The sequence below is a fragment of the Pelagibacterium xiamenense genome, from assembly GCF_021166475.1.
Taxonomy (GTDB): domain Bacteria; phylum Pseudomonadota; class Alphaproteobacteria; order Rhizobiales; family Devosiaceae; genus Pelagibacterium; species Pelagibacterium xiamenense.
The window spans coordinates 533,032-554,959 of the sequence record NZ_JAJOYS010000002.1 but is presented as its reverse complement, the minus strand read 5'-3'; the positions used below and the strand labels follow the sequence as shown (position 1 = coordinate 554,959).

Here is a 21,928-nt window from a genome sequence, read left to right as displayed (position 1 = left end):
CTGTAACTTCGGCTTTCGCCGAATACCCCCACCCCTAACCCCTCCCCACAAGGGGGAGGGGACCTAGCAGTGCCTGTTTCCGAGTCCTGCCAAGAAGCGAGCACAGAGTAATCCCCCTCCCCCTTGTGGGGAGGGGTTAGGGGTGGGGGTAAGCCGAGGGGCATTCATTGATTTTGAGGCAATATCACTAATGACAGACTTTGCGATCTTCTGGGAATGGCTGGCGTTTGCCGTGCGCTGGACGCATGTGATCGTGGGGATCGCCTGGATCGGTTCTTCGTTTTATTTCATTGCGCTCGATCTCGGATTGCGCAAGGGCGGCGACCTGCCCAAGGGCGTGCTTGGCGAGGAATGGCAGGTGCATGGGGGCGGGTTTTATCACATCAACAAATATGTGGTGGCACCGCCCAACCTGCCCGAGCACCTGATCTGGTTCAAATGGGAGAGCTATACGACCTGGCTGACCGGGTTCGCGATGCTTGCCATCGTCTATTACGCGGGGGCGGATTTGTTCCTGATCGACCGGTCGGTGATGGATCTGCCGGTGTGGGGGGCGATCGGGCTTTCCGCGGGCTCGCTCGCGGTGGGGTGGCTCGTTTACGACGCGCTCTGCAGATCGCCGCTGGGCAAAAGCCAGAACGGGCTGATGGTGGTGCTGTTCGGCATTCTCGTCGCGATGGCGTGGGAGTATACGCAGGTTTTCACGGGCCGCGCGGCAATGCTGCATATGGGGGCGTTCACCGCGACGATCATGTCGGCGAACGTGTTTTTCATCATCATTCCCAACCAGAAGACGATCGTCGCGAGTTTGAAGGCTGGGGAGACGCCGGACCCGGCGCTCGGGGCGCAGTCCAAGCAGCGGTCGGTGCACAACAACTACCTGACACTGCCCGTTCTGTTTTTCATGCTCTCGAACCATTATCCGCTCGCGTTCGCGACGGAATATAACTGGGTAATTGCGGGGCTGATCTTTTTGATCGGTGTGCTGATCCGGCACTATTTCAATACGTTTCATGCGACCGGCAAGCATGCGCACTGGACCTGGGGGCTGGCGGCTATTCTGTTTATCGGGATCATGTGGCTCTCATCGGGCCCCAAGATCGGGGGCGATATGAGTCAGCCAAGCGAGAGCGCGCAGGTCTTCATGGAGGATGCGCATTTTGCCGAGGTCTCGAACGTCGTTCAGGGGCGGTGCGCGATGTGCCATGCGGCGCAGCCCTTCTGGGAGGGTGTTCATGAGGCGCCCAAGAATGTGATGCTGGAAACACCCGAGCAGATCGCGGCACGGGCGCGGGAGATCTACATTCAGGCCGGGCGCAGCCACGCGATGCCGCCGGGGAATGTTTCGATGATGACCGACGAGGAGCGCAATCTGGTGGTGGTCTGGTATCAGTCGGTCGCGGGCGAGGGATTGCTGTGAGTGCGAAGATCCTGCGCGGGCGCGTGCTGACCTTTGTCGACGAGCCGCAGGGGGCGGACGACAATTCTGCCTACCGGTATTTCGAGGATGGCGCGGTGGCTGTCGATGGCGGGAAGGTCGTCGCGGTGGGGGAATTCAACGAAGCGTTGAAGCTGGCTTTGCCCAAGGCGGAGGTGGTCGATCATCGGCCCAAACTGATCATGCCGGGGTTCATCGATACGCATATCCATTATCCGCAGATGCAGGTGGTGGGGTCGTATGCCAAAGACCTGCTCGAGTGGCTCAACACCTACACCTTTGTCGAAGAGCAGCGCTTTGCCGACGCGGCGCATGCGGCGCGGATCGCTTCGGCATTTTTCGATGAGTTGATCCGGTACGGAACCACGACGGCGGCGGTTTACTGCACGGTGCATCCGCAATCGGCGGAGGCGTTTTTCGCCGAGGCGGACAAGCGCAATCTGCGCATGATCGCCGGCAAGGTGATGATGGACCGCAATGCGCCTGAAGGGCTGCTCGATACGCCGCAATCGGGGTATGACGATACCAGGCGGTTGATGGAAACGTGGAACGGGGTGGGGAGGCTCAACGTGGCGATCACGCCGCGGTTTGCGCTCACCTCAACGCCCGAACAGCTCGAGATGTGCCAGGATTTGGCGCGGCTTTTCCCCGATGCGTATATCCAGACGCATGTGAACGAGAGCCTTGGCGAGATTGCCTTTGCCAAGGAGTTGTTCCCGAACCTGCCGGATTACGTCGGGGTCTATGAGCACTACGGGCTCCTGGGGCCGAAGACGCTTTTAGGGCACTGCATCCATATGCAGGATCGCGAGATCGAGCTCATGTACGAGACCGGGTCGGTGGCGGTGTTCTGTCCGACATCGAACCTCTTTATCGGTTCTGGGCTTTTCGACCGGCAGCGGATGAAGGACGGGAATGTGCGGATCGCGGTCGCGACAGATATCGGCGGCGGGACGAGCTATTCGATGCTGCGGACGCTCGATGAGGGCTACAAGGTGCTGCAATTGCGGGGGCAGCGCATGTCGCCGCTCGAGAGCTTTTATATGATGACGCTGGGGAATGCCCGGGCGCTGTCGCTCGAGCATTCGATCGGGACGCTGGAGGCCGGGGCGGATGCCGATATCGTCGTGCTCGACGCGCGGGCGGTGCCGCATATGGCGCTCAAGATGGAGCATGTGGACACGTTGGGCGAGGAACTGTTTCTGCTCCAGACGTGTGGGGATGATCGGGTGGTGGCGGAGACATATGTGGCTGGGGAGGCGGCGAAAGCGGGGCTTTCTGCCGACTACCCCCACCCCTAAACCCTCCCCAAAAAGGGGGATCCCCGGTGCCGGCCGCGATGCGCTGCCACGCAATGGGCACGGCACGGTCCCGCCCTTGATGGTGTGGGATGGTGGCGCAAAGGGTGAACGGATTTCCGCATCGTGGAAGTCTTTTGCGAAACGGCTTGGCGGGGACCGGGCCTGCGTATAGGCAGAAACGAACAAGGTTGATTGGAGAAAACCCATGGGCAATTACGTCGATCGCGCCGGGCTGAAGGTCGATGCCGGGCTGGCCGCATTTGTTGAGGGTGAGGCGCTCAACGGGCTCGATGTGGCGTCCGACGCGTTCTGGTCGGGGTTCGCCGGGATGGTTGCGGCCTATATGCCGGGCAATCGGGAATTGCTCGATATCCGGGACCGGATGCAGCAGGAAATCGACGATTGGCATCGATCGCATGGGCCGGTCGCCGCCGATCCCGAGGGGTATATCTCCTTTCTCAAGTCCATCGGATATATCGAGGACGAGCCTGGGGACTTTGCTATCGAGACGGACAATCTCGATCCCGAGATCGCGACGATCTGCGGGCCGCAGCTTGTGGTGCCGGTGTCCAATGCGCGCTATGCGCTCAACGCCGCGAATGCGCGGTGGGGGAGCCTCTACGATGCGCTTTACGGCACCGATGCGATTGCGCAGGAGGGAGAACTGGCGCCGGGCAAGGCGTATAACCCCAAGCGCGGCGCGGAAGTGTTTGTGCGGGCGGCGGCGTTTCTCGATGAGGCGTTTCCGCTTCTGGGGGTGAAGCACGCGGAGGTGACGCGGTATGCCGTCGCGACGGATGGCGGTCCGGCGCGGCTGGTGATCGACGGGCCGGACGGGCCGGCGAAGCTTGCCGAACCGGATGCCTTCGCAGGCTATGCCGAGGCCGCCGGGGTGACGCGGATTTTGCTGCGGCATCATGGGCTGCATGCGGAGCTGGTTGTCGATCCCGACAACGCTATCGGCAAGACGCATCCGGCGGGGTTGGCCGACATCGTTCTCGAAAGCGCGATGAGCACGATCCAGGACTGCGAGGACTCGGTCGCGGCGGTGGATGCGGCGGACAAGGTCGGGGTCTATCGCAACTGGCTGGGGCTGATGACCGGGGCGCTCGAGGATACGTTCGAAAAGAACGGGAAATCGATGACCCGGCGGCTCAATCCGGACCGGACGTATACCGCCCCCGACGGGTCGGATGTCACGCTCAAGGGGCGGGCTCTGCTGCTCGTGCGCAATGTCGGGCATCTGATGACGACCAATGCGATCCTCGATGGGGAAGGCAATCCGATTGGCGAAGGGCTGATGGATGCGGCGGTGACGGCGCTGTGCGCGATGCATGACCTGAAGCGCAAGGCGAATTCGAAGACCGGATCGATTTATATCGTCAAGCCCAAGATGCATGGGCCCACCGAGGTTCTGTTCGCGTGCAATGTGTTTGGCGAGGTGGAGAAGTTCCTGGGGCTGCCGCTCAATACGATCAAGATCGGCATCATGGACGAGGAGCGGCGGACCTCGGCGAATTTGAAGGCGTGCATTTATGCGGCGCGGGAGCGGGTGTTCTTCATCAACACCGGGTTCCTCGACCGCACGGGGGATGAAATTCATACCTCGATGGAAGCCGGGCCGGTGCTGCCCAAGGAGCAGATCAAGGCGGAGAAGTGGATCCAGTCCTATGAAGATCGGAATGTCCTGATCGGGATTGCTTGCGGGCTTTCGGGCCGGGCGCAGATCGGCAAGGGCATGTGGGCCAAGCCCGACGCAATGGCGGATATGCTCAACCAGAAGATCGGGCATCCGAATGCGGGGGCGAACTGCGCGTGGGTGCCGTCACCGACGGCGGCGACGCTGCATGCGATCCATTACCATCAGGTCGACGTGTTCGAAGCCCAGAAGCGGCGGCATAATGAGGCGACGCCGGGGCTCGATGTGTTGTTTTCGATGCCGGTGCTCGATCCGGAGACGCTATCGAAAGCAGATATTCAGCGCGAATTGGAGAACAATGCACAGGGCATTCTTGGCTATGTCGTGCGCTGGATCGATGCGGGCGTGGGATGCTCGAAGGTGCCCGACATCAACGATGTGGGGCTCATGGAGGACCGGGCGACGTGCCGGATTTCATCCCAGGCGATCGCCAACTGGCTGTGGCACGGGGTGGTGACGCAGGACGAGGTCGTCGCCACGTTTACGCGGATGGCAGCAATCGTCGACGGGCAGAATGCGGGCGATCCCGGCTACGAGCGGATGAGCGACGATCCGGAGCATTCGGTTGCGTTCCAGGCGGCCCTAGCGCTGGCGCTTGAAGGGACGTCGCAGCCTTCGGGGTATACCGAGCCGATATTGCACGCCAAGCGGGCCGAGAAAAAGGCGCGGGGCTGAACATTTGGTCCCCTCCGGCGTGCCGGAGGGGATCGTTTCTTATTCGCAGGTGAAGCTTTCGTGGCTGGCCTCGTCGCCGCCGGTGTAGCGCGGGACAGCCGGGTAGGGGCAGAGCTTACGGGTGGCGTCTGCGAGTTCGGGCATGAGTGCGTTGTCCGGTGTGGTGCTGGCAGCCAGCGGGCCCGGCGCGGTGCCGTCTTCGACCCATGCAGTGAGCGCGGAGAAGGCGTCGAAGCTGTCGGTCGCGGTGCCACCGTGGCCGTGGCCCATTCCGGGGACGCGGTAGAACTTAACGAAATCTCCGGCGCGGCCGTTATTGTTGGCGTCGAGCGCTTCGTACCATGCCGTGGTGTCGAGCACCGAGAACACCGGATCGCTGACGCCGTGATAGATGATCATCTTGCCGCCGGCGTCGCGGTACGCGGCGAGTTCGGGATCATCGGCGCCTGGGGGCGTCATGAAATCCATCGCGGACTCCGGGAAGTCTTCCGTGGTTGCATAGATCGCCTCGGCGTCCGTGTCGAAGTCGTACTCGAGCAGAAAATTTTCGAGCGCTGCGGGAGAGCCTTCGATTTCCGTCGGCGGGGTCGAGAAGATCTGGGCGAGTGAAGCTGAGCCCATGACCGCGATGATGGGCATGTTCTCCCAGGGCGGCACTGTGCTCTCGAGCTTCCAAAAGCGCCAGTTGGGTGAGGCGATGCCACGGTCCCAGGCCCATTCCGAGTAGAGCTGCTCGCCGGCGGAGTTGGTGGGGCCTGCATGGATCGTTCTCAGGGCTTCGACCTGGGCGGGTGAGAGGCATTGGTCGTTCTGGCCTTCGGCGCACTGGACGGTGCCGATGTCGAACGTGGCCTGGCAGGCGTCGGTATCGGCGATGATACCGTCTTCGAGGCCATCGAGGTTGTCGCAGGCGGCGAGGACGGCGCTGGCAACGATGTCGAGGTCGTCCTGGCTGTAAGCGGTGCGGATGTCGTCGGAGATGGACTTGAAGGCCTGGACGTCCCAGGCGTGCTGGATCGCGGCCTTGGGGAGGTTGAAGCCGGGGTAGCCGACGAGCAGGCCGTCGAAGGCTTCGGGCATACGCGCAGCGGCGACCATGGCGTGGCGGCCGCCATTGGAGCGACCAACGCCGTAGGTGTGGGCGATATCGCCGCCGTAATAGGCTTCGACCATTGCCGTGGCCACGGGGTTCAGTTTGGCGACGGCGGAATAGCCGTAATCGCTGCGGGCTTCGGGATCGAAGCCGAATCGGGCGCCGCCAGCAAGGCCGGCTTCAGGGTGGGCGTCACCCCTATGTCCGGCGTTGCTGGAGACGACGGCGTAGCCCTGAGACAGCGCTGTGGTGCCATCGGGGAGTTCGCCAAGCGCGGGGACGATGGCGCCGTCATTGCCGCCGTTGAACTGGTGGACGAAATCCCCGTTCCAGTCGTCGGGGAGCCGCAGTTCGAAGCCGATGGCGTATGCCATGCCATCGATGCCCTCGCGCTGGTCGATCTGACCGACGATGCGGCAGTGGGAGATGGGGGCGTCTTCGCCTGGCTCGACGTGTTCGGCGGTTTCGACGACAAGGCCGTCAATCGCGAAACTATCGGCGGCGCAGTCAAGCGGTTGCGCCGTTGCGGCACCGGAATGCAGCGCAGCGGCGGCGGTCAGTACGCTGAACGCGGCAATGGTTCTGATGGGCATATCCAGGGTCCTCCTCCCATTTGTTATGCCCTATAATTGTTATGATATATACCAATCTTGCGCAAGCCACTGCATGCCGGTGCGTTGGCGGTGCGATTCAGCGGTCATGAACCCTTGAGGCTCGCCACCAGCCGGTCGGTGAAGAGGTTGGCTTCATCGCTCAGCGAACGGATTTCGGCAGCGATCACGCCGAAACTGCGGCCGATCGTCAGGTCGCCTTCCGGCGCGTGCGGCGCCATTGGCGGTAGCGCCGTTCGGATTGTATGACGACCGCGTTGAGGGGGCGGCGGAGGAAGGGGAGGTCGACGGCGAGCAGGAGGATACCCAGCGGAAGCATCCAGACGCCGAGGATGGGGAGGAAACTGAAGACTCCGCCCACAATCAGCAAAAGCCCCAACGGGATACGGATCAGGATGGCCCAGGGCTGGCGGATGTACCAAATGGCGCGTCCGAAGCGCGGGAAGCGCCTTTCAATGCGCAGAAATAGTCGCTCGAGCCGGGTCTGATCCTTGTTCATCGCCACGAGATAAGCGGCGTCTATGACTAATCAAGGGCGCGTCAGTTCACGAAACCAAACTTGTCGACGTCGAACAGGCCTTTGTCGGTCATTTTCAGGTGGGGGATGACCGGCAGAGCGAGGAAGGCGACCTGCAGGAAGGGTTCTGGCAGCGTGCAGCCGATGACCTTGGCCGCTTCCCGCAGATGCTCCAGATACTCGGTGACGCGCTCGAAGGGTTCGAGGCTCATCAGACCGGCGAGAGGGAGCGCGAGATCGGCCAGGATTTCGCCTTCGTCGGCGACCGCGAAGCCGCCGCCGATTTCGATGAGGCGGTTGACGGCCAGCGCCATGTCGTCGTCGGTGACGCCGACGACGGTGATGTTATGACTGTCGTGGCCGACCGAGGAAGCGATAGCGCCGCGCTTCAGCCCGAACCCCTTGACGAAGCTGCGGCCGATATTGCCGTTGATGCCGTGGCGCTCGACGACGGCGACCTTTATGACGTCTGCCTCGGTATCGGGTTTGAGGCCCAATTCGTCGGTCTCAAGGCTGGCGCTCTCGCGGAAAGTGAGAATGAGGCCGGGTTTGACGCCGATGACGGGCACTTCGTTTCGGTTCGGGTCGGGCTGGGTGATGAAGGCTTCCGGGGCCACCGGCCTGGCCTTCATGGAGGCGAGGCCGACGGCCTCAACGGGCTCGCGGGTATCCCAGATTTCCGGCGTGATGCGCCTGCCGGCCGTCACGACATCGGAAACCGCGCAGGTTTCAAGGTCGTCCAGAAGAGCTATGTCCGCACGCCAGCCGGGGCCGAGCAGGCCGCGGTCTTTAAGGCCAAAAATACGGGCCGCAGAATGCGAAGCGGCGCGGTAGACGTGATGGATCGGGCGGCCATGCGCGATCAGGCGCCGGATCGAGGAGTCCAGGTGGCCCTCTTCGAAGATGTCGAGGGGGTTCCGGTCATCGGTGCAAAGCGCGACGTAGGCGGAGGTGTTTTCGTCGAGGGTTTCGGCGAGGGCGTCGAGGTCCTTGGAAACCGAACCTTCGCGGATGAGGATCGCCATGCCTTTGGCAAGCTTTTCGCGGGCTTCGGCGGCGCTCGTGGCTTCGTGGTCGGTGCGGATGCCGGCAGCGAGATAGCCGTTGAGGTCCTGGCCGAGCAGGAGTGGGGCATGGCCGTCCATATGGCCGTTCTGGAAGGCTTCGAGCTTTTTGAGGATGCCCGGATCGGCGTTTAAAACACCGGGAAAGTTCATCATTTCGGCGAGGCCGATGACCTTCGGGTGGTCGCGGAAGGGCAGCAGATCGTCGATCTCGAGTCTGGCGCCGGCGGTTTCGAACGCGGTGGCGGGGACACACGAGGAGAGGTTGACCCGCACATCCAAGATGGTGCGCTCCGCGCAGTCCAGGAAATAGCGGATGCCTTCGGCGCCAAGGACGTTGGCGATTTCGTGCGGGTCGCAGATGACGGTGGTGACGCCGTGGGGCAGGACGCAGCGGTCGAATTCGAACGGGGTGACGAGCGAGGATTCGATATGCAGGTGTGTATCGATGAAACCGGGGACGGCGAAGCGGTTGCGGCCGTCGATTTCCGTCTTGCCTTGATATTCGGCGTGTGTGCCGACGATGCGGTCGCCGACGATGGCGATATCGGTCGGCGTGATGGTGCCGGTGATGACGTCGAGGAGCCGCACGTCCTTGATGACCAGATCGGCAGGCTCGTGCCCGCGCCCGGCCTTGATCATCTTTTCGAGTTGGGCGGCTGTGGTCATCGGTTCACCGTCGTTGTCGTTGGCCGTTCAGTTTGCCGGGCTCAGCGGGGGCGTCAAGGATAGAAAAAGCGGCGGCATCGCTGCCGCCGCTCTCGATTCGGAACGCTCCGCGTTTTACTGGGGAAGCTGGTCGTCCACGCCTTCGACGTAAAAGTTGAGGCCGAGCAGAGTGCCATCGTCGGCAACTTCACCCTCTTCGAGCCAGACGGTCCCGTCCTGTTTGGTGATCGGGCCGGTGAAGACGACGAGTTCGCCGGACTTGATGGCTTCCTCGGTTTCCTCGGCCATGGCGGCGATTTCGTCCGGCATGTTGGTGTAGGGCGCCATGGTCAGGATGCCATCTGCAAGGCCGTCCCAGTTGCTCTCGGATTCCCAGGTGCCGTCGAGAACGGCCTGCACGCGCTCAATGTAGTAGGGCGCCCAGGTGTCCAAGATAGCGGTAAGCTGGGCGGTGGGGCCTGCCTCGATCATGTCGGATGCCTGGCCGAAGGCCTTGATGCCGCGCGCTTCGGCTTCCTGAACCGGAGCGGTGGAGTCCGTGTGCTGGGTGATGACGTCGACGCCCTGGTCGATCAGCACTTTGGCCGCGTCGGCTTCGGCGCCCGGATCGTACCAGGAGTTGACCCATACGACCTTGAGCGAGAAGTCCGGATTGACCGACTGCGCGCCCAGAAGGAAGGCGTTGATACCCTGGACGACCTCGGGGATCGGGAAGGAGGCGATATAGCCTGCTGTGCCGGTTTCAGAGACCGAAGCGGCGATCTGACCCTGAATGTAGCGGCCCTGATAGAAGCGGGAGTTGTAGACCGTGACGTTGTCGGCGGTCTTGTAGCCCGTGGCGTGCTCGAACTTCACGTCCGGGAAGCGTTCGGCGACGGCGATGGTGGGGTCCATGAAGCCGAAGGAGGTCGTGAAGATGATGTCGCAGCCCGAGCGGGCGAGGCGTTCGATGGTGCCTTCGGAGTTGGCCTCGGGTACGGATTCCACGTAGCGGGTGGTGACCGCGTCGCCGAAATGCTCGTCCACGGCCTGACGGGCCTCGTCATGGGCCTGGCTCCAGCCGCCGTCGGTGGCAGAACCCACATAGACGAAGCAGGCTTCGGCGGTGTCCTGCTGCGCGAAGGCGGCGGGAGCCATGGTCAACGACAGCGCGGTGGCCGTGGCGAGGGTTGTGAGAAGTGTTGTCTTCATGATGGTCCTTCCTTTCATGCCGGCGGAGTTCCCGCCAATTGTTTTCGCTTCGCGCTAGCGGTCGGGCACGAAGCTTTTGCCCAGCGAAGCCGGGGTGTTGATCATGGTCAGGCGCCGGTTCTGAGAGATAATCACGAGAACGACGATGGTGGCCAGATAGGGGAGCGCAGTAAGTAGCTGGGACGGGATTGCGATGCCCAGTGCCTGGGCGTGCAATTGGCCGATCGAAACCGCGCCGAAAAGGTATGCGCCGGCAAGCACGCGGGCGGGGCGCCATGAGGCGAACACGACCAGCGCAAGCGCGATCCAGCCGCGGCCGGCAGTCATGTTCTCGGCCCATTGCGGGGTGTAGACCAGCGAGAGATAGGCCCCTGCGAGACCCGCGCAGCCGCCGCCGAAGAGAACCGCGAGGTAGCGGTAGCGGATGACCTTGATGCCGAGTGCGTGGGCCGAGGCGTGGTTGTCGCCGATGGCGCGCAGGGTGAGGCCCTGCTTGGTGGAAAAGAGGAACCATGCGACGCCGATGACGAGCGCGATCGAGACGTAGAAGATCAAATCCTGGCCGAAAACCAGCCTGCCGATGATGGGCAGGTCGGTTAGGACCGGGATGTCGAGCGCGGGCATGCGGATGGCGGAGCGGCCGACATAGGCTTCGCCCAGGAGGCCGGAAAGACCGAGGCCGAGGATGGTAAGGGCGAGGCCGGTGGCGTACTGATTGGTCGCCAGAGAGAGGACGAGGAAGCCGAACAGCGCCGAAAGCGCCATGCCGAAGAGGATGCCGACAATCGCGCCGATAAAGGGGTTTCCGGTCCACATCATGCCCAGAAAACCGCCGACGGCGCCCATGACCATCATGCCCTCGACGCCGAGGTTGAGAACGCCCGAGCGCTCCACGACGAGCTCGCCGATGGCGGCGAGGAGCAGCGGGGTCGAGGCGGTGACGATGGTGAGGAGGATGGCTTCGATCATTCCGCGGCCTCCACGGTTGCGCGTGGGGTGCGGGTGAAGCGGACGCGGTAGAGGATCAGGGTGTCGCAGGCGAGGACGTATAAGAGCAATGCGCCCTGGAAAACCCGGGTGGCCTTGTCGGAGATCTGGAGCGAGATCTGGGCGGCTTCGCCACCGAGATAGGTCAGCGCGAGGACGAGGCCGGCGACGATGGCGCCGAGGGGGTTGAGACGTCCGAGGAAGGCCACGATGATGGCTGTGAAGCCGTAGCCGGGGGAGATGATGGGGCGCAATTGTCCTGATGCGCCAGCGACTTCGATGATCCCGGCGAGGCCCGCGCAGGCGCCGGCGAGCATGAAGGAGAAGAAGATCATGTTGGTCGCCGAGAAGCCCGCGAAGCGGCCGGCGCGGGGGCTGGTGCCGATGACTTTGACTTCGAAGCCCTTGAGCGTGCGGCTCAGCATGACCCAAATGGCGATGGCGACAATGACAGAAGCGATGAATCCCCAGTTCGCGCGGCCATCGGCGGGCATCAATTGGGGGATACGGGCGAATTCGGGGAAGCGGACGGACTCGGGGAAGTTCATGCCGCCGGGATTGCGCCAGGGCCCGCGCACCAGCCAATCGAGCAGCCTTTCGGCCACATAGACGAGCATCAGGCTGGTGAGGATTTCGTTGGTGTTGAACTTCGCTTTGAGGAGCGCCGGGATACCCGCGTAAAGGGCGCCGCCGACCATCGCGAAGATGACCATGCTGGGGAGTACGATGAAACTGTCGAAACCGGTGAAAAGTACCGGAAAAATGGAGCCCGCGAGCGCGCCGACGATGAACTGACCCTCGGCGCCGATATTCCAATTATTCGATAGATAACAAACGGATAGGCCGGCACCCATGAGGATCAAGGGCGCGGCCTTGATCAACAGTTCATGGACCGACCAGGCCTCGGTCAGCGGCTCGACGAAATAGACGTAGAGCGCTACGGCCGGGTCCTTGCCCATTATGGCGAACATAATGGCGCCGGTGATAACTGCGAGGGTGAGCCCGATTATCGGCGAGAGATACCGCAGGGTTGCCGAGGGGGTGCCGCGCTTGATGAGTTCTATTCTCACTGGGCGGCCTCCTCGTCGCCCGCGAAGATGCCGGACATCTTGAGGCCGATGGCGTTGCGGTTGGTCTTGGCGACGGGCTCGAATTCGGAGAGGCGGCCTTCCGCGATGGCGGCGAGGCGGTCGGTGAATTCGAAGAGCTCGTCGAGGTCCTGGCTGATGACGAGGACGGCGGCGCCGCTTTCGGCGAGGTCGATCAGCGCCTGGCGGATGCGGGCGGCGGAGCCCGCGTCGACGCCCCAGGTGGGCTGGTTGACGACGATGACCCTGGGGTCCTCGAGAACTTCGCGGCCGATGATGAATTTCTGGAGGTTGCCGCCCGAGAGCGCCTGCGCGGCAGGGTCGGGGGCGCTTTTGCGAACGTCGAGCGTGGCGGTGATGGTTTCGAGCAGGGATTTCGCCTTGCCGCGGTTGAGGAAGGGTCCGGATTTGAGACCGGAATTGACCCTGTAGCGGGTCAAGATGACGTTTTCCGAGAGCGTGAGCGTGGGGACCGTGGCGTGCCCGAGGCGTTCCTCGGAGATGAAGACAGCGCCCATGGCGCGGCGTTGGGAAATGTCGGCATGACCGATGGGGCGGCCCAAGAGCATGACCTGCTCGGGGCGGCCGGCAAGGCGCTCGCCCGAGATGACGTCGAAGAGTTCGGTCTGCCCGTTGCCGGCGATCCCGGCGATGCCTGCGATTTCGCCGGCGTAGAGGTCGAGAGACACATCCTTGAGCGCCGTGCCGAAGGTGTCGCGCGCGTCCATAGTAACGCCCTTGAGGCTCAGCAGGGGATTGGAGCGGTCGACGTCGTGCCTGGCGGGGCGGACTTCGTGGATGTCGGCGCCCACCATCATGCGGGCAATCGAGGCGGCGGTCTCGGCGTTGGGGACGCAATCGCCCACGCGCTTGCCGTGGCGGAGGATAGTGGCGCGTTCGCAGAGCGCGCGGACTTCCTCGAGCTTGTGGGAGATATAGAGGATTGCCTTGCCCTCGGAGGAGAGCTGGCGGAGGACCTTGAAGAGCTGGTCGACCTCCTGCGGGGTGAGCACGGAGGTGGGCTCGTCCATGATGATGAGGTCGGGCTGCTGAAGGAGGCAGCGGACGATCTCTATGCGCTGGCGTTCGCCCACGGAGAGGTCGTAGACGCGCGCGTTGGCCTTGAGCGGCAGGCCGTATTCCTTCGAGACGCGCTCGAGGTCGGCGGCGATCTTGCGCAAGGGGATGTCACCTGGCAACGCGACGGCGATGTTTTCCGCAACCGTCAGGGCTTCGAACAGCGAGAAATGCTGGAACACCATGCCGATGCCCAGATGCCGTGCATGGGCCGGATTGGGGACGGTGACCTCCTCGCCGCGCCAGACTATGGTACCGGCGTCGGGCTGGAGGGCGCCGTAAAGCATTTTGACCAGCGTCGACTTGCCCGCGCCGTTCTCGCCCAGAAGAGCGTGAATTTCGCCGGGGCGTATTTCGAGGTCGACGGAATCGTTGGCCTTGAACGTACCGAAAGTCTTGGTCAGGCCCCTAAGGGAAAGCAGCGTTTCAGGGGCGGGTCCGTTCATCATGCGCCAAAATTAGACCAAATGGACAAATCGCACTATGTCGCCTTGGTTCCCCGCGTGCAAGCCGGTTCCATGGGCTGTTGACGGTTTTTTGGCCAATTCCGACCCGTGCATGTTTTGGTGGCAGAGCGGAACGCATGCGCGGTCGCGCCGTTTGAACACCATACGTTATCGTGCAAAATCATTTCATGGAAACCGGTTCAATGGCTGAAGAAAAACCCGACCTTTCAACCACCGAAGTGCGCCAGGGCAACCGCCGGAAGATGAATCTGCGCGCGCTGATATTCGGTATGCTGGCGCTTGCGATCGGGTTCGCGCTCGCCATCTGGTGGAATGAGGCGACCTATGACGGGACGCCGACGACGACCGATGGGGGCGAGACGGTGCAGCAAGAGGGCGCAGAGAACGAGCAGGCGCCACTGCCGGTTCCTGAAACCGAGGAAAACCTCGTGCCGTCCGCGGATGAGCCGCCTCTGGTTGAAGAGGAACCGACCGCGCCGCAGGAAGACCCCACTGACGCGGTGCCGGCACCGGCCGGCCAATAGTTCATCCGGGACGCCGCAATGCGACCGAGTTGCGCAGAATGAGCTCGGCGCGGAGCAGGATCTCACGCTTTTGAACGTCGGCGCCTTCAAGCATGGCGAGAAGGAGTTCCATGCTCGCTTCGCCGATCTGGAGACGGGGCTGTTTCATGGTGGTGAGCGAGGGGGTGACGAAGCTCGCATAGGAAATGTCGTCGAAACCCATGACGGAGAAGTCTTGCGGCAGCGCGTAGCCGCGGGCGGTCAACGCAATGATGACGCCCAGTGCGGTGGCGTCGTTGACGCAGAAGAACGCCGTGGGGAGCTGGTCGCGCACGAACATGCGCTCGGCCGCACCACGCCCGCTTTCGGTGGTGCCGTCGGCTTCGAGGACGAAGCGCGGGTCGATCGTCAATCCGGCGCCGGTCATGGCGCGGCGGTAGCCTTCTTCCCGATAGGATGAGACCGCGCTGCGGGTCGACTGGCCGATGAAGGCGATGCGGGTGTGGCCCTGGGAGATCAGGTGATCGGTTGCGGTGCGGGCGCCTTCGATGTTGTCGACGCCGACAAAGGGTACAGCGGCGTTGGGAACCGGTTCGTTCACCGCCACCATGGGGGGAAGCCGAACGTCGGGGCCGGCCTGGGTGAGGCCGAAGGGCAGGTGGCCGGTCAACAGGATGATGCCGTCGGCCTGGTTGGAACTGAGAAAGCGCAGATAGTCGGTTTCGCGGGACGGGTCGTTCTGCGTGTTGCCGATGAGAACGCCATAGCCGCGTTTGCTGGCTTCGGTTTCGAGGCCAATCAGGATGTTGGAGAAATTGGGGTCGCCCACGTCGGGGGCCAGGATGAGGATCATGTTGGACTTGCGCATGCGCAAGTTGCGCGCCATCGCGTTTGTCGTGTAGCCGGTCTGGGCGACGGCTTCGATGACCTTTCGGCGCGTGGAATCGGCGACTTTGCCGGGCTCGTTGAGCGCGCGCGAAACCGTGGCGATCGATACGCCGGCAATCAGCGCCACATCCTCGATCGTTGCTGGTTTGATCGCGCTCAACGGATTTCTCTCATGCCAGGGCCGCGAGGCGCCGGTGCACCGGGTATTGACGCCAATCTGCGCGCGGAGGGCAAGCCGAACGCCGGAGCGTCGGCGAGGCGATATTTTCCGAAGCCAAGTCTGATCCTCCCGTGCCTGTCCGCGTGTCGTCCGGTGGTCGTTTCCTGTAGAGGCCGTGCCTCTGTGCGAAGCGCAAGCCCGGACCGCGCGATTTATACACATTCAGACTTGTGTAAACCTTTACATGGCGAATGAAAAGGTTTACACCGCCATGAATACAGCCGGTTGAGGTAAAAATACCGTGCCGGATACAGGGGGAGGATTTGCGTCATGACCGATGCCGGCGCGCAGGATGCGGCACCGATTCTGGCCGCCAGCCGGGTGTCCAAGAGCTTCGGCGAAGTGCCGGTGCTGTTTTCGGTCGACTTCGATATTCGCAAGGGGGAAGTCCACGCGCTGATCGGAGAGAATGGCGCGGGCAAATCCACACTCATCAAAATCCTTTCGGGGCTCGAGGCGCCGACGTCCGGCACGGTGCTGCTCGACGGCAAGCCGGTCCGCCTGCCGGGCAATGGCGAGGCCGAGGCGCTCGGGATCGTCGTCATTCACCAGGAACTCAACCTCGCCGAACACCTGACCGTGGCCGAGAGCATCTTTCTGGGGCGCGAGTGGAGGCGGTTCGGGTTCCTGCGGCTCTCTGACATGCAGGCCGAAGCGCGAAAGATCCTCGATGCCCTGCATGTCCATATCGACGTCAATGCGCGGATCAACACGCTTTCGGTGGCCGACAAGCAGATGGTCGAGATCGCCAAGGCGATCTCCCGGGACGCGCGGGTTCTGATCATGGACGAGCCGACGGCGGTGCTTTCGGGGGCCGAGATCGATGCGTTCTTCGAGCAGGTCGCGCGACTGAAGGCAAAGGGCGTCGCCATCGTTTTCGTTTCGCACAAGCTTGGCGAGGTGATGGCGATTTCTGACCGGGTGACCGTGCTGCGCGACGGGCAACTGATCGCAACCGTCGAGACGGGCGACCTGACGGCGGACTCGATTGCCGAAATGATGGTGGGGCGCGAGCTTTCCAATCTCTATCCGCCCAAGACCGAGCCCGATGTCGACGCGCCGGTGGTTCTGGAGGTCAGGAACCTTGTGGCCGAAGGCGTGCGGGACGTGAGTTTCTCGCTGCGGAAGGGCGAAATCCTCGGGTTCGCCGGGCTGATCGGGTCGGGGCGGACCGCGGTGATGGAGGCGGTGGCAGGCCTTGTGCCGCGCGAGGGCGGGTCCGTTACGCTCAACGGCGAGCCGGTCCATTTTCCCTCGATCGCCGAAGCGGTGAAGGCGGGGATGGTCTATATGACCAAGGACCGCAAGGGGCGGGGGTTGCTGCTCAATGTGGGGCTGCAGCCGAACCTGACGCTTTTAACGCTCTACCGCCACCTTCGCGGAGGGTTTCTCAATGAGGCGAGCGAAGTCGAGGCCATGGAGCGGGCGACGCGGCGGTTCGATATCCGCGCGCGCGACGCTTCGGTCAAGGTCGGGCAGCTTTCGGGCGGCAACCAGCAAAAACTGATGCTGGGCAAAGCGATGGAGGCCGAGCCCGAAATCGTCATCATCGACGAGCCCACGCGCGGGATCGACGTGGGGACCAAGCAGCAGATTTATCACATCATCGCGGCGCTCGCCAAAGAGGGCAAGTCGATCATCGTCGTCTCCTCGGAGATGCAGGAGGTGATCGGGCTGTCGCACCGCGTTGTCGTGATGCGCGAGGGGCGCCGGATGGGCGTTCTCGAAGGCAGCGAAATCACCGAAGGAGAAATCATGCGCTATGCCGCAGGACTGAAGGGAGAGAACGAAGATGACCGTGCAAGCGCATGAGGGCGTGAAGCCCGCCAAGAGGCGGTTTTCGATCGACTACCATACGATGGGGCCGCTGCTGGCGCTGATCGTCCTGTGTCTCGTCGGCTTCGTTCTCAATCCCGCGTTCCTGTCGGAGGGCAACGTCACCAACCTTCTGACGCGCTCGGCCTTTATCGGGATCATCGCGGTGGGCGGCACGTTCGTCATCACCGCGGGCGGCATCGACCTTTCGGTGGGGTCGATGGCGGCGGTGATCTCGGGGATCATGATCATCGTCATGAACGGGGCCATCGATACGATGGGCGTCGGGGTGCAGACGGTGCTGTTCGGGTGCCTGGTTTCAGTGGTGCTGGGGACGGCCGCGGGCTTTCTCAACGGCTTCATGACCACCAAGGGCAAGATCGAGGCGTTCATCGTGACGCTCGGGACGATGGGCATCTACCGTTCGCTCGTCACCTATTTTGCCGATGGCGGTACGCTGTCGCTCGATTTCGATATCCGGGACGTCTACCGGCCGGTCTATTACGACGCGGTTCTGGGCGTGCCGATCCCGGTGATCGTCTTCGCGCTCGTGGCCATTGTGGGCTGGGTGCTGCTCAACCGGACAGCGTTCGGGCGCTATTGCATGGCGATCGGGTCGAACGAGACGGTGGCGCGCTATTCGGCGATCAAGGTGGATCGGGTGAAGACGCTGACCTATGTGATCCAGGGGCTCTGCGTCTCGGTCGCGACGATCATCTACGTGCCGCGGCTCGGGTCGGCGTCGTCCTCGACGGGGGTTCTGTGGGAGCTCGAGGCCATCGCGGCGGTGATTATCGGCGGGACGATGCTCAAGGGCGGCTATGGGCGGATCGGGGGGACGGTCGTCGGCGCGATCATGCTCACGACGATCGGGAATATCCTCAATCTCACCGACATCATCTCGAACTACCTCAACGGCGCGGTGCAAGGCGTGATCATCATCGCCGCCGTGTGGCTCCAGCGTGGCAATCTGGGGCATCTCAACATCTTCAGGCGCAAGCCATCGGCCTGAGGACGGGGCCGGTCCGAGGCCGGCCGCTCATAACAACCAAGGAGGAGCATATGCAGATACTCAAGACATTCGCGGTCGCAGCGTTGGGGGCAACCGCCCTTGCGGGCGCCGCCATGGCGCAGGAGGTGACCATCGGGGTCTCCATTCCCGCGGCAACGCACGGCTGGACCGGCGGGCTCAACTGGCACGCCCAGCAGGCCGAAATGCGGATCGAGGAGCAGCATCCCGAGATCGACATCGTGCTGGTGGCCGCCGACGGGCCGTCGCAGCAGGCGAACGACCTCGAGGATCTCGTCGCGATCCACGATATCGACGCGCTCGTGGTGCTGCCGTTCGAATCCGAGCCGCTGACGGGGCCGGTGCGGAACGTCAAGGAGCAGGGCGTGTTCGTGACGGTCGTCGACCGCGGGCTCTCGCAGGAGGGCATCGAGGACGTCTATGTGGCGGGCAACAATACCGCGCTCGGGGCCGTCTCGGCGGAGTACTTCCTGTCGCGGCTCGGGGAGGGCGACAACATCGTCATCCTGCGCGGCATTCCCACGGTGATCGACGACGAGCGCTTCAACGCGTTCATGGACGGCATCGAGGGCTCGGGCATCAATGTGCTGGACCACGAATACGCCAACTGGAACCGCGACGACGGGTTCGAGGTGATGCAGGACTTCCTGTCGCGCTTCCCGGATATCGACGGGGTGTGGGCGCAGGACGACGATATCGCGCTCGGTGTGATCGAGGCGGTGCGTCAGGCGGGCCGCGAGGACGAGATGTTCATCGTCGGCGGCGCGGGGATGAAGGAAGTCATCGAGATGGTGATGGACGGCTCCGAGCTCATTCCGGTGGACGTTCTTTATCCGCCCGCAATGATCGCGACGGCCATGGACGTGACTGTCGCGCACTTTACCTCGAACGGGCCGGTTTCGGGCGAGTATATTCTCGGTGCGCCGCTGATCACGCCGGAGAATGCGGAGAACTTCTACTTCCCGGATTCGCCGTTCTGATCGGGTCTCCCATGCGCAGAAGGAAGAGGCGGCTTTCGGGCCGCCTTTTTCTTTGGCGCTAGGAGAAGACCGAACGCAGCCAGGGGAAGAAGGGCATGCGCGAGGCGATGGAGGTGCGGGGGGTGCCGGGCTTTCCGGCGGCGCCATGCGTCGTCGCGTGCGGGCGCGTGCCGGGCGTGTCGTCGTCGCCGGGGGATGATGCCGCGTGGCCGTGGGCGAGGGCGTCGAGATAGCTTTCGGCCCAGTTGTCGACGTTGTGCTCCTGGGCGGCGTCCATGAGGTTGCGCCAGCGCTGCTTGCGCTCCTCGAGCGGCATGACGAGGGCCTGGCGCATGGCTTCGGCGGTCTCATCGGTGTCGAAGGGGTTGATGATGAGCGCGTCGTGGAAGATTTCCGCGGCGCCGGCGAAGCGCGAGAGGACGAGGACGCCGGGGTCTTCGGGGTCCTGCGCGCCGACATATTCGTGGGCGACGAGGTTCATGCCGTCGCGCAGGGGTGTCACGAGGCCGACGCGGGCGAGGCGGTAGAGGCCGGCGAGGGAGGCCTGGCCGTAGGCGCGCTTGACGTAGGTGAGCGGCAGCCAGTCGGGCTCGGAGAATTTGCCGATGACGCGGCCGACGGCGCTGTCGAGTTCGTCGGAGATGACCTGGTATTCCTTGATCGTGTCGCGCGAAGGGGGCGCGATCTGGATCATGTGGACGGTGCGGCGCAGACTGGCGTTGTTCTCGAGGAGCTTTTCATAGGCCGAGATGCGCTGGGGGAGGCCCTTGGAATAGTCGAGCCGGTCGACGCCGAGGACGAGGGCGCGGCCGTTGAGGCCTCTGGCGACGCGGTTGTACATCTTCTGGGCGGCGGCGCTTTTGCCGAGCCTGGCGAAGGCTTCGGGGTCCGATCCGATGGGGAAAACGTCGAGGACGGTGTCGCCGGGATCGACGACGAAGGGCTTGCCGCCGGTTTCCGCAACGATCTGCTCGTGGGCTATGAACTCGTTGAAGGCGACGAGGTCGCGATGGGCCTGGAAGCCGACGAGGTCATAGGCCACGAGGTCCTTCAAAAGATCCTCGTGGTGCGGGATCGCGTTCAGCGCATCGGGGGTGGGGAAGGGAATGTGGAGATAGAACCCGATGCGGTTGCGGATGTTGCGGCGGCGCAGTTCGGTCGCCAGCGGAATGAGATGATAATCGTGCACCCAGATAATGTCGCCGGGTTCGATTTCTTCAACGAGCGCGTCGGCGAACTGGGCGTTGACGCCGCGGTAGCCCTCGTACCAGTGGGACTGAATGTCCGTGAGGTCGAGCCGCAGGTGGAAGGCCGGCCAAAGGATAGAATTGGAAAACCCGGCGTAATAGGCGGCGTGGTCGGCGCGGGTCAGGTCGATCTGGCCGATCCTGAGGCCGTCTATGGTCTCGAAGCGTGCCTTTTTCTCCGGCTTTTCGGAAAACGATCCGGACCAGCCGAACCAGAAGCCGTCGCGCGTCGAAAGCGTTTTCTTGAGCGCGACGGCAAGGCCGCCGGCGGCGGGGGATTTCCCCGGAATGCGGTTGGATACGATGATGAGCCTGCTCATTTCTCACTGGCCTCTTTGCTGGCGCTATGCGGGAAACGGTCCGGGCCGTCGGTATGATCCATCGCGCGCGCCTTTTGCGCGATGGCGTCGATTAAGCGGTAGACAGCCGCAACGTCGGGAATGCGGAAGCGCGCCGTCGTTTCGCCTTCGCCGACCTTGATGCCGATGCCGCCCGCGGACTGGACGGCGCGGAAGGCGTCCTCGTCGGTCACGTCGTCGCCGATGAAAACGGGCAAGCGGCCGGAAAAGGGCGGATACTCCATCCAGCGGGTGACGGCGCGGCCCTTGTCGGCACCCTTTTGACGGGCCTCGAAGACCATTTTACCGGCGATGATATGGAAATCGGGGCGGTCGGCGATGGCAGCCTCGAGCGCTTGTCGCGCTTCGTCACGATGGTCCGGGGCTCCACGATAGTGGATGGCGGCGCCGGCCGGTTTCAGTTCGACGAGGATGCCTGAAATCCCGCCCAGAGCGCTCTGCGCGCGTTCGGCAATCTGATCGGCCGCCGCAGCGAGATCGGGAGAGGCGGGCGCCATCTGCCCGTCGCGGCGGGTTTCCGCGCCGTGGCTGCCCGATACGGCAAAGGGGAAAGAGAGCGGCAGAAACTGGTCGATTTCGGACACGGGGCGTCCGGAGATCACAGCAAATGCACCATCGAGCGCGTCATCAAGATCTTCGAGCCGCTGGGCGAGATCGTCGGGGACCAGAATGGCGTCGGGTGTTGGAGCGATCTCGACGAGCACGCCGTCGAAATCGGAAAATAGCGCCACCGGTTCGTCTAGCGCGGACAGAATGGCGTTCATTGAGTCTGTCATGACCTCGGATCGGGCAAAGAGTGCCAAATGCTCCTTGTTTTGAGAATGCCCGGCATGCGGACCCGGTTCCACGCAACCGGTGCCGGAGCGAAAGATTAATCAGTTAGCGTAGCGATTCTTATGCCTAAAAATATGGCAGATATTGTCGCGGCCGCATAGCCGTGCGGACGCATAGCCGACCTTCGCCTGACGCACGCGCTCGGGAATCTATAATAAAGACAATTTATTAGCCC

18 protein-coding genes are annotated in these 21,928 nt (G+C 63.1%); 7 read left to right on the top strand and 11 right to left on the bottom strand.

Translation table 11 applies throughout. The annotated features are described in order from the left end of the window. Positions 1 to 190: 190 nt before the first annotated feature. From LSG43_RS10655 to LSG43_RS10645, 3 genes are all read left to right on the top strand, one after another. Positions 191 to 1,420 (top strand): urate hydroxylase PuuD, encoded by a 1,230-nt coding sequence (locus tag LSG43_RS10655; protein WP_231803899.1) that lies wholly within the window; start codon positions 191 to 193, stop codon positions 1,418 to 1,420. Continuing rightward, positions 1,417 to 2,739 (top strand): guanine deaminase, encoded by a 1,323-nt coding sequence (guaD, locus tag LSG43_RS10650; RefSeq protein WP_231803897.1) that lies wholly within the window; start codon positions 1,417 to 1,419, stop codon positions 2,737 to 2,739. Before LSG43_RS10655 ends, guaD begins: the two co-directional genes overlap by 4 nt. A gap of 205 nt (positions 2,740 to 2,944) precedes the next feature. Then, positions 2,945 to 5,113 (top strand): malate synthase G, encoded by a 2,169-nt coding sequence (locus LSG43_RS10645; protein ID WP_231803895.1) that lies wholly within the window; start codon positions 2,945 to 2,947, stop codon positions 5,111 to 5,113. Between the two features lie 39 nt (positions 5,114 to 5,152). On the opposite strand, the gene LSG43_RS10640 is transcribed toward LSG43_RS10645, so the two are convergent. The 8 genes from LSG43_RS10640 to LSG43_RS10610 all read right to left on the bottom strand — a co-directional run bounded on the left by LSG43_RS10640 (position 5,153) and on the right by LSG43_RS10610 (position 13,856). Next, a complete protein-coding gene (locus LSG43_RS10640) occupies positions 5,153 to 6,799 on the bottom strand; it encodes a tannase/feruloyl esterase family alpha/beta hydrolase (protein ID WP_231803893.1) in 1,647 nt (548 codons plus the stop codon). A 104-nt stretch (positions 6,800 to 6,903) separates the two neighbouring features. Beyond that, a complete protein-coding gene (locus tag LSG43_RS16495; RefSeq protein WP_255714149.1) occupies positions 6,904 to 7,038 on the bottom strand; it encodes a hypothetical protein in 135 nt (44 codons plus the stop codon). Then, on the bottom strand, positions 7,008 to 7,316 hold the full coding sequence (locus tag LSG43_RS10635) for a hypothetical protein (RefSeq protein WP_231804671.1): 309 nt from the start codon (positions 7,314 to 7,316) through the stop codon (positions 7,008 to 7,010). The genes LSG43_RS16495 and LSG43_RS10635 overlap by 31 nt, the downstream gene beginning before the upstream one ends. A gap of 41 nt (positions 7,317 to 7,357) precedes the next feature. Continuing rightward, positions 7,358 to 9,067, bottom strand: a complete 1,710-nt coding sequence (gene ade, locus LSG43_RS10630) for an adenine deaminase (protein ID WP_231803891.1) — start codon at positions 9,065 to 9,067, stop codon at positions 7,358 to 7,360. A gap of 114 nt (positions 9,068 to 9,181) precedes the next feature. After that, the gene (locus tag LSG43_RS10625) at positions 9,182 to 10,258 is read right to left on the bottom strand and encodes a BMP family ABC transporter substrate-binding protein (protein ID WP_231803889.1); all 1,077 of its coding nucleotides are present in this window, start codon (positions 10,256 to 10,258) and stop codon (positions 9,182 to 9,184) included. Positions 10,259 to 10,312: 54 nt separating this feature from the next. Next, positions 10,313 to 11,227 carry an ABC transporter permease gene (locus LSG43_RS10620; RefSeq protein WP_231803887.1) on the bottom strand — a complete coding sequence of 305 codons (915 nt, stop codon included), beginning with the start codon at positions 11,225 to 11,227 and terminating at the stop codon, positions 10,313 to 10,315. After that, positions 11,224 to 12,315: an ABC transporter permease gene (locus LSG43_RS10615; protein WP_231803885.1), complete on the bottom strand. Its 1,092-nt coding sequence runs from the start codon at positions 12,313 to 12,315 to the stop codon at positions 11,224 to 11,226. The genes LSG43_RS10620 and LSG43_RS10615 overlap by 4 nt, the downstream gene beginning before the upstream one ends. Then, complete coding sequence (locus LSG43_RS10610; protein WP_231804669.1) at positions 12,312 to 13,856, bottom strand: ABC transporter ATP-binding protein; 1,545 nt, start codon at positions 13,854 to 13,856, stop codon at positions 12,312 to 12,314. Before LSG43_RS10610 ends, LSG43_RS10615 begins: the two co-directional genes overlap by 4 nt. A gap of 203 nt (positions 13,857 to 14,059) precedes the next feature. Here LSG43_RS10610 and LSG43_RS10605 point away from each other — a divergent pair, with 203 nt between their 5' ends. Beyond that, entirely contained in the window at positions 14,060 to 14,401 is a 342-nt protein-coding gene (locus LSG43_RS10605) for a hypothetical protein (RefSeq protein WP_231803883.1), read from the top strand. A gap of 1 nt (position 14,402) precedes the next feature. On the opposite strand, the gene LSG43_RS10600 is transcribed toward LSG43_RS10605, so the two are convergent. Then, positions 14,403 to 15,428 carry a LacI family DNA-binding transcriptional regulator gene (locus LSG43_RS10600; protein ID WP_231803881.1) on the bottom strand — a complete coding sequence of 342 codons (1,026 nt, stop codon included), beginning with the start codon at positions 15,426 to 15,428 and terminating at the stop codon, positions 14,403 to 14,405. 330 nt (positions 15,429 to 15,758) lie between these two features. Between LSG43_RS10600 and LSG43_RS10595 the strand changes: the two genes are divergently transcribed. The 3 genes from LSG43_RS10595 to LSG43_RS10585 are packed head-to-tail and all read left to right on the top strand — an operon-like array spanning position 15,759 to position 19,313. Further along, the gene (locus LSG43_RS10595; RefSeq protein WP_231803879.1) at positions 15,759 to 17,300 is read left to right on the top strand and encodes a sugar ABC transporter ATP-binding protein; all 1,542 of its coding nucleotides are present in this window, start codon (positions 15,759 to 15,761) and stop codon (positions 17,298 to 17,300) included. Next, positions 17,281 to 18,315 (top strand): ABC transporter permease, encoded by a 1,035-nt coding sequence (locus LSG43_RS10590; protein WP_231803877.1) that lies wholly within the window; start codon positions 17,281 to 17,283, stop codon positions 18,313 to 18,315. Before LSG43_RS10595 ends, LSG43_RS10590 begins: the two co-directional genes overlap by 20 nt. Positions 18,316 to 18,365: 50 nt before the next feature. Next, the gene (locus LSG43_RS10585; protein ID WP_231803875.1) at positions 18,366 to 19,313 is read left to right on the top strand and encodes a substrate-binding domain-containing protein; all 948 of its coding nucleotides are present in this window, start codon (positions 18,366 to 18,368) and stop codon (positions 19,311 to 19,313) included. 58 nt (positions 19,314 to 19,371) lie between these two features. On the opposite strand, the gene LSG43_RS10580 is transcribed toward LSG43_RS10585, so the two are convergent. Together LSG43_RS10580 and otsB are read right to left on the bottom strand one after the other, a co-directional pair. Further along, complete coding sequence (locus LSG43_RS10580) at positions 19,372 to 20,880, bottom strand: alpha,alpha-trehalose-phosphate synthase (UDP-forming) (protein WP_231803873.1); 1,509 nt, start codon at positions 20,878 to 20,880, stop codon at positions 19,372 to 19,374. Further along, positions 20,877 to 21,683: a trehalose-phosphatase gene (gene otsB / locus LSG43_RS10575; RefSeq protein ID WP_231803871.1), complete on the bottom strand. Its 807-nt coding sequence runs from the start codon at positions 21,681 to 21,683 to the stop codon at positions 20,877 to 20,879. Before otsB ends, LSG43_RS10580 begins: the two co-directional genes overlap by 4 nt. Between the last annotated feature and the right edge of the window lie 245 nt (positions 21,684 to 21,928).

Excerpts from the sequence above, each read along its gene's own strand:
- LSG43_RS10655 (WP_231803899.1), top strand. The coding sequence starts at position 191 with ATGACAGACTTTGCGATCTTCTGGGAATGGCTGGCGTTTGCCGTGCGC.
- LSG43_RS10645 (WP_231803895.1), top strand. The coding sequence starts at position 2,945 with ATGGGCAATTACGTCGATCGCGCCGGGCTGAAGGTCGATGCCGGGCTG.
- LSG43_RS10640 (WP_231803893.1), bottom strand. The coding sequence starts at position 6,799 with ATGCCCATCAGAACCATTGCCGCGTTCAGCGTACTGACCGCCGCCGCT.
- LSG43_RS16495 (WP_255714149.1), bottom strand. The coding sequence starts at position 7,038 with ATGGCGCCGCACGCGCCGGAAGGCGACCTGACGATCGGCCGCAGTTTC.
- LSG43_RS10635 (WP_231804671.1), bottom strand. The coding sequence starts at position 7,316 with ATGAACAAGGATCAGACCCGGCTCGAGCGACTATTTCTGCGCATTGAA.
- ade (WP_231803891.1), bottom strand. The coding sequence starts at position 9,067 with ATGACCACAGCCGCCCAACTCGAAAAGATGATCAAGGCCGGGCGCGGG.
- LSG43_RS10625 (WP_231803889.1), bottom strand. The coding sequence starts at position 10,258 with ATGAAGACAACACTTCTCACAACCCTCGCCACGGCCACCGCGCTGTCG.
- LSG43_RS10620 (WP_231803887.1), bottom strand. The coding sequence starts at position 11,227 with ATGATCGAAGCCATCCTCCTCACCATCGTCACCGCCTCGACCCCGCTG.
- LSG43_RS10610 (WP_231804669.1), bottom strand. The coding sequence starts at position 13,856 with ATGAACGGACCCGCCCCTGAAACGCTGCTTTCCCTTAGGGGCCTGACC.
- LSG43_RS10605 (WP_231803883.1), top strand. The coding sequence starts at position 14,060 with ATGGCTGAAGAAAAACCCGACCTTTCAACCACCGAAGTGCGCCAGGGC.
- LSG43_RS10595 (WP_231803879.1), top strand. The coding sequence starts at position 15,759 with ATGACCGATGCCGGCGCGCAGGATGCGGCACCGATTCTGGCCGCCAGC.
- LSG43_RS10590 (WP_231803877.1), top strand. The coding sequence starts at position 17,281 with ATGACCGTGCAAGCGCATGAGGGCGTGAAGCCCGCCAAGAGGCGGTTT.
- LSG43_RS10585 (WP_231803875.1), top strand. The coding sequence starts at position 18,366 with ATGCAGATACTCAAGACATTCGCGGTCGCAGCGTTGGGGGCAACCGCC.
- LSG43_RS10580 (WP_231803873.1), bottom strand. The coding sequence starts at position 20,880 with ATGAGCAGGCTCATCATCGTATCCAACCGCATTCCGGGGAAATCCCCC.
- otsB (WP_231803871.1), bottom strand. The coding sequence starts at position 21,683 with ATGAACGCCATTCTGTCCGCGCTAGACGAACCGGTGGCGCTATTTTCC.